9 protein-coding genes are annotated in these 5,750 nt (G+C 63.8%); 4 read left to right on the top strand and 5 right to left on the bottom strand.

Annotation, left to right across the window (positions count from 1 at the left end):
* Positions 1 to 420 (top strand): DUF402 domain-containing protein (locus WAO18_RS25305; protein ID WP_422208967.1); only part of this gene is annotated, 420 nt, incomplete at its 5' end.
* A gap of 28 nt (positions 421 to 448) precedes the next feature.
* Here WAO18_RS25305 and WAO18_RS25300 read toward each other — a convergent pair.
* The 3 genes from WAO18_RS25300 to WAO18_RS25290 form a co-directional block, all read right to left on the bottom strand.
* Positions 449 to 904 carry a hypothetical protein gene (locus WAO18_RS25300; protein ID WP_422208966.1) on the bottom strand — a complete coding sequence of 152 codons (456 nt, stop codon included), beginning with the start codon at positions 902 to 904 and terminating at the stop codon, positions 449 to 451.
* Entirely contained in the window at positions 901 to 1,470 is a 570-nt protein-coding gene (locus WAO18_RS25295; protein WP_422208965.1) for a hypothetical protein, read from the bottom strand. The genes WAO18_RS25300 and WAO18_RS25295 overlap by 4 nt, the downstream gene beginning before the upstream one ends.
* A 100-nt stretch (positions 1,471 to 1,570) precedes the next feature.
* A complete protein-coding gene (locus WAO18_RS25290; protein ID WP_422208964.1) occupies positions 1,571 to 1,726 on the bottom strand; it encodes a DUF6131 family protein in 156 nt (51 codons plus the stop codon).
* Between the two features lie 115 nt (positions 1,727 to 1,841).
* Here WAO18_RS25290 and WAO18_RS25285 point away from each other — a divergent pair, with 115 nt between their 5' ends.
* From WAO18_RS25285 to WAO18_RS25275, 3 genes are read left to right on the top strand one after another with little or no spacing between them, the layout of a single operon-like run.
* The gene (locus WAO18_RS25285; protein WP_422208963.1) at positions 1,842 to 2,510 is read left to right on the top strand and encodes a LuxR C-terminal-related transcriptional regulator; all 669 of its coding nucleotides are present in this window, start codon (positions 1,842 to 1,844) and stop codon (positions 2,508 to 2,510) included.
* 35 nt (positions 2,511 to 2,545) lie between these two features.
* Positions 2,546 to 3,058: a DNA polymerase ligase N-terminal domain-containing protein gene (locus WAO18_RS25280; protein WP_422208962.1), complete on the top strand. Its 513-nt coding sequence runs from the start codon at positions 2,546 to 2,548 to the stop codon at positions 3,056 to 3,058.
* Positions 3,059 to 3,110: 52 nt separating this feature from the next.
* Positions 3,111 to 3,530, top strand: a complete 420-nt coding sequence (locus tag WAO18_RS25275) for a hypothetical protein (protein ID WP_422208961.1) — start codon at positions 3,111 to 3,113, stop codon at positions 3,528 to 3,530.
* Here WAO18_RS25275 and coaE read toward each other — a convergent pair.
* Positions 3,520 to 4,731: a dephospho-CoA kinase gene (gene coaE / locus WAO18_RS25270; protein ID WP_422208960.1), complete on the bottom strand. Its 1,212-nt coding sequence runs from the start codon at positions 4,729 to 4,731 to the stop codon at positions 3,520 to 3,522. The two genes, WAO18_RS25275 and coaE, sit on opposite strands and share 11 nt — an antisense overlap.
* Before the next feature lie 107 nt (positions 4,732 to 4,838).
* On the bottom strand, positions 4,839 to 5,750 hold a 912-nt coding region (locus WAO18_RS25265; RefSeq protein WP_422208959.1), incomplete at its 5' end, for a S1 RNA-binding domain-containing protein.

Raw genomic sequence — 5,750 nt, 5'->3', positions numbered from 1 at the left:
GAGTACGTCGTGCGGCCATGGGGCCTTTATCTGGCCCGCCCAACTCCTGGCCGCGCACAGTTCAACTACCTCGAATCGTGGCTGCTGCCGACGCTGGGTCTACGCGCAACGATCTTTCACTTCAATCCCGGGCACGAGCGCGATCAGGATTACTACCTGGACGTCGGCGAATACACGCCCGGCCGGGATGTGTGGAGCTCTGAAGACCACTACCTCGATCTGGTCGTCCGCACCAACCGTGGCGTCGACCTGGCCGACGTGGACGAGCTGTTAGACGCGGTCCGCCACGGCCTTCTGACGCCCGAGGTCGGCGAATTTGCGGTCCGCCGCGCGGTTGACGCCGTCGACGGTCTGGCCCGCAACGACTACGATCTCAATGCCTGGCTTGCCGGCCAGGGCATGCCGCTGACCTGGCGATGAAGCTCGAAACATATTGCAGCACAGCTTGTTAGACAGATAGCAACCGCTCGAAGAATGCCCGGTAATGCATGAGGGCAAGGCGTAGGTCTTCGGTGGAGGCTTCTTCACCGCGTGACCACTGCTCCTCCAGCCGTGACCGCGCGTCGCTGAACCCGGCGGTGAGCTGCTCAACCAGGTCGGAGACCAAACCGTCCGCCTTGTGGACGCAATCCTTCGGATCATCGACGAACGCCGCCTGAACGCCAGCCCACCGCGCTCGCAGGTCGGCGAGCTCGTCCTCAGCGAAAAGAACGTCCTCGGAAGGTGATTCGCGTATCGGACTCGGTGGCTCGTCGGGGACCTCGGCGGCAGGTACCGATGTGCTCGCTTCCGGTGCCCTCGGCGTTTCGTCCGCGCTTTCGTCTCGCGCCGGCGGTGGTTCCGAGACATCCGGCGCGGGATCATCGTGCGAGTCGGTCAGTATGTGTTCTTCGTGCGTGGTCATGCGCTTGTCTCCTGTGATGAGTCGCTGTCGGCCGAAGTCTCGAGCAACTTCTCGAACAGCGCCCGATAGTGCACGAACGCCTCGCGCTGTTGCTCAGTGTTGGCATGCTGCTCCGAGACGTGGATACCGTGCGCCGCCCGGTAGTTGTCCACGATCTGCGGGTGGTCGACCGAGATGTCGGCGGCCCGACGGTCGAAATCGTCGACGGGATAACCCCGTTGACGCATCACCTCAGTCACCAAACGGTCGGCGACGCCGACGGCGGTCGCGGGGTTGTCCACGAACCCGGCCTGCACCTCTCCCCAGCGGGCGGTGAACTCCGAGAGGGCCGACGGTGAAAGAGGAACGATGTCGAGCTTGTCATGCTTGCGTTCGCGCGTCGTGAGTTCGCGCACGGCGCCTTTCTCGCTTCCCTTCTCGTCCACTACTCGCTCGTACTCAGGCCCGTAATGCTGTTTGAGCCGCTTCGTTTTGGTGCGAAAGTTGACCATGCTGATTGCGACAACCGCAGCGACAACTACCACGACTGCTATGGCCGCGATCACGATCCATTCCCAGATAGGCATCGCGTACTCCTCTCAACGTGTGTCGAATAACCCGCCCGCTGGCAATGCAAACGCATATCTGTGATGTGTCGCACAACGTATGCGGGAGGACAGGCTGCAGTCAGAAATAGTGGCGACGGCCGCCGATGGCACGTCCGGTGCTGCCCAGGATCGCCAAGATTGCGCCGACGACCAGCGCGATGATGCCCAGAGTCCACAGGATGGAGATCTTGAGCAGAAATCCCGCAACCAGCAGGATGATGCCGAGAATGATCATGATGAGCCTTCCTCAAATGATGGTGACGGATGATCGGGTCGGCGCCGGCCCGACATCAGTCGACCACCCGTAGGGGTGGTGGAAATACACCCCTAGGGAGGTAATCTCGGTCGGCATGCCGCACCCACCTCTCGCGCCGATCACCGTCGCGCTCGTCGATGACTACGACGTCGTGGTGAAGGGTGTGGCCAACATGCTGGAGCCCTATCGCGATCGTGTCGTCATCGCCGAACTCGACTCCACAATGTCGGTCAAGGACGAGGTCGACATCGTGTTGTACGACTCGTTCGCTCAGCCCGAATCGGATCACGAGGAGATCGGGGTCCTGGTCGCTAATCCGCGGGCCAGCCGAGTTGTGGTCTACACCTGGAACTTTCATCCTGAACTCGTCGAAAGCGCGCGACGGCATGGTGCGCACGGATACCTTTCGAAGACCCTTCCCGCGCGTGAGCTGGTCGCGGCCCTAGAGGCAGTGCATGCCGGCGAATTGGTCATCAGCGAAGCAGGTCCCCGAGCACGAAGCGCACCCGGCCAGGACTGGCCTGGCCGGAGCGAAGGGCTCAGCGAGCGCGAGGCGGAGATCCTTGCGCTGATCACCCAAGGCAAGAGCAACGCCGACGTTGCGCGGCTGACGTATCTGAGCCCGAACACCGTGAAGTCCTACATCCGCACGATCTACCGCAAGCTGGGTGTGGGCAGCCGCACCCAGGCCGTGCTGTGGGGAGTCGACCACGGATTTACCCCCGACCACCACCGCATCGAACACTGGCGGGGAGGTCCCTAGAGTTTGGCCGCGCGCAAGCGGGTAACCCCGGGGGCATGGGTTTAAGCGATTACCGGCGAAAGCAGCAGTCCGGGAGGAGTCCCGAGCAGCCGCGGCGCCTACGAGGGGGCGGGAGCGGGCCGCAATTCGTGATTCAGCATCACGCGGCGCGCAGCGACCACTATGAATTTCAGTTGGAAATCGACGGCGTCCTGGTGTCGTGGGCGATCCCCCGCGGGCCATCGGTCAGTCCGCAGGACCGGCGGATGGCGCGTCGCACCGAGGATCACCCATTGGACAGCGCCGACGCCGAAGAGGCGATCATCGAAGGTGACGACGAGACCGGCAGCGTAACCGTCTGGGACCAGGGCACCTACGCCAACAGGACCACGCACGAGATGGTCAAATGCCTTGGGCGCGGCCATCTGTCATTTCGGCTGAACGGAGAAAAGCTGCACGGCGGTTATGCGCTGACCAGGGTGCGCGAGGGCGACGATGAGACCTGGCTGCTGGTCAAACGACACGACGACGAGGCCGACGAGAGAAACCGCCTATACGGGCCTCAATAAGCGGTCGGCAACGAGATGCCGGCATAAATGCGGCAGCGTAATCTGTCTGGTCATGGGCTGCACCATGCACCGATGGACACCAATCACCGCAACCGCGCTCGCTGCGGTCGGCGCTCAGCTAACAATTGCCACTGCGCGGGCCGATCTGCACAACATCACCTACGTTGCGCGGGTCGACGGTGTGGCGCCCGGCAGCGTGGCGACATTCATCACCGCAGAAAACCAGACCAACATGGGCCAATTGAGCACGATGCCCGGCAACGCATTTCAGGCCAACGCGGTGCTGGCAGATCCGCATCATGCCGGCATGCAGGTAGCGGTCAAGTGGCCGTACTCGCCGAATGTGCACTGCGAAATCGACGTCGACGACAAGGTCTTCACCCAGGTCGATCAGGTTGTGCACCCGGCACCGGGCAGCACCGATCCGATGAACGGAGTGCTGTCCTGCGGCGCACCGCTGCCTATGCCTTAGGGCGCCAGCCCTTGTCGTCCGCCCAGGCCCACGCCTCGCGGTACGCCTCGAGGAACCACGGCTCCTTGGCACCCACGTAGGCATCGATGTCGCTGCCCTGCTCGGCTTCGCGCTTGATCGCCAGATAGCGTTCCCGCGCAGCGGGATTGGCCGTCAACCAGTCGATGAATAGCAGCGCGAATTGCTGATTGGGCCAACCTTCGACACGCAGATGGACGTTCGTCGGGCGGCCTGGATCCGCTGAACAGTGAATTCGCTTGTGCCACAACGATTCATCGTCCGCGTGATCGAACTGCGCAACGGTGCTGCGGGCGTCGGGCTTGCTTACGTCGGCGGTGATCGGACGGCGCACATATCCGGCCCTGGTCAACCCCTCGGTCAACTCGTCGGCCACCTCGAGCGAGGAGACCGTCACCTGCACGTCGATGACGTCCTTGGCGTCCATTCCCGCCACCGCCGTCGATCCGATGTGGTCAATGCGAACAGCACGGTGCCCGCAGGCCGTCGTGAGTCGTGCCACGATACGGGCCGCCTGAGCTGTCCAAGACGGATCGTATGGGACCAGAGCCGGTTTCACGCCGGCCGGCTCACCGCTGTCGAGATTGTGCTCGAACGGCAGGATGCGCTGTTTCCACAGCGTGCGCGCCTGTTCGACCAACTCCTGTGTGCTGCCGGAGTTGTCGAGCCAGACATCGGCGACCGCGCGACGCTGTTCCTCGGTGGCCTGAGCTGCGATCCTGGCCCTGGCGTCCTCCTCGGTGAACCCGCGGTGCTCGATCAACCGTTTCACCCGGAGGTCTTCTTCGGCGTTCACGATCACCACCAACGGGAACATCGGCGCCATGCCCGATTCCACGAGGAGGGGGATATCCTCCACGATCACGGCATCGTCGCCGGCCGCGGCGATCAACTCCGACCGGCGGTCAGCGACCAGCGGATGCACGATGCCGTTCAGCGTCTGACGCTTCTCGTCATCGCTGAAGGCGATGGCGGCCAACGCGGGCCGGTTGAGGGAGCCGTCGTCGGAGAGGATCTCCTCGCCGAACGCCTCGACGAGCTTGGCCAGGCCCTCGGTGCCTGGCTCGACCACTTCACGGGAAATGACGTCACCGTCGACGACGACTCCGCCGAGATCGCCGAACGTCGAGGACACCGTCGACTTTCCGGCGCCGATACCGCCGGACAGGCCAATGCGCAGCACCGCACCAGTGTGTCAGGACACCGCGGGGCCGAATCCCCCGGCTTGTGCCGGAAAGAACGAACGCCCCGACTCGTCTGAGCCAGGGCGTTCGCGTGAGGGTCTAGCGGTTAGGCACTGCCCGCGAGCTTCTCCCGCAGTGCGGCGAGTTGCGCGTCGCTGGCCAGCGAGCCACCGCTGGGCTGGTCGTCGCCGGACGAGCCGTTGGGCTGCGGGCGGGCTGCCTCTTCGGCCTCGGCAGCGGCGAACTTCTCCATCTGCGTGGTGTGCATCTTGTGCCGCCGCTCGGCTTCCGCGTAGCGGGCTTCCCACTCGGTGCGCTGCGAGTCGAAACCTTCGAGCCATTCGTTGGTTTCGGCGTCGAAGCCCTCGGGGAAGATGTAGTTGCCCTGCTCGTCATAGCTGTCGGCCATGCCGTACTTGGCGGGGTCGAACTCCTCGGTGTAGTCCTCGTTGGCCTGCTTGAGGCTCAGTGAGATGCGGCGACGCTCCAGGTCGATGTCGATGACCTTGACCATCGCGTCGTCACCGACGGCAACAACCTGGTCGGGCACCTCGACGTGGCGCTCGGCCAGCTCGGAGATGTGCACCAGGCCTTCGATGCCCTCTTCGACGCGGACAAACGCACCGAACGGCACCAGCTTGGTGACCTTGCCCGGCACGATCTGGCCGATGGCGTGGGTGCGGGCGAAGTGACGCCACGGGTCTTCCTGGGTTGCCTTGAGCGACAACGAAACCCGCTCGCGGTCCATGTCGACGTCGAGCACCTCGACGGTGACCTCGTCGCCAACCTGGACCACCTCGGACGGGTGATCGATGTGCTTCCAGGACAACTCGGAAACGTGCACCAGACCGTCGACACCGCCGAGATCGACGAATGCGCCGAAGTTGACGATGGAGGAGACCACACCCTTGCGAATGGTGCCCTTCTGCAGCTGATTCAGGAACTCGCTGCGCACCTCGGACTGGGTCTGCTCCAGCCAGGCGCGGCGCGACAACACCACGTTGTTGCGGTTCTTGTC

Source organism: Mycobacterium sp. (assembly GCF_049278535.1).
GTDB lineage: Bacteria > Actinomycetota > Actinomycetes > Mycobacteriales > Mycobacteriaceae > Mycobacterium.
Note: the sequence above shows the minus strand (reverse complement) of the source record. Positions and strands in the feature narration are given on the sequence as shown.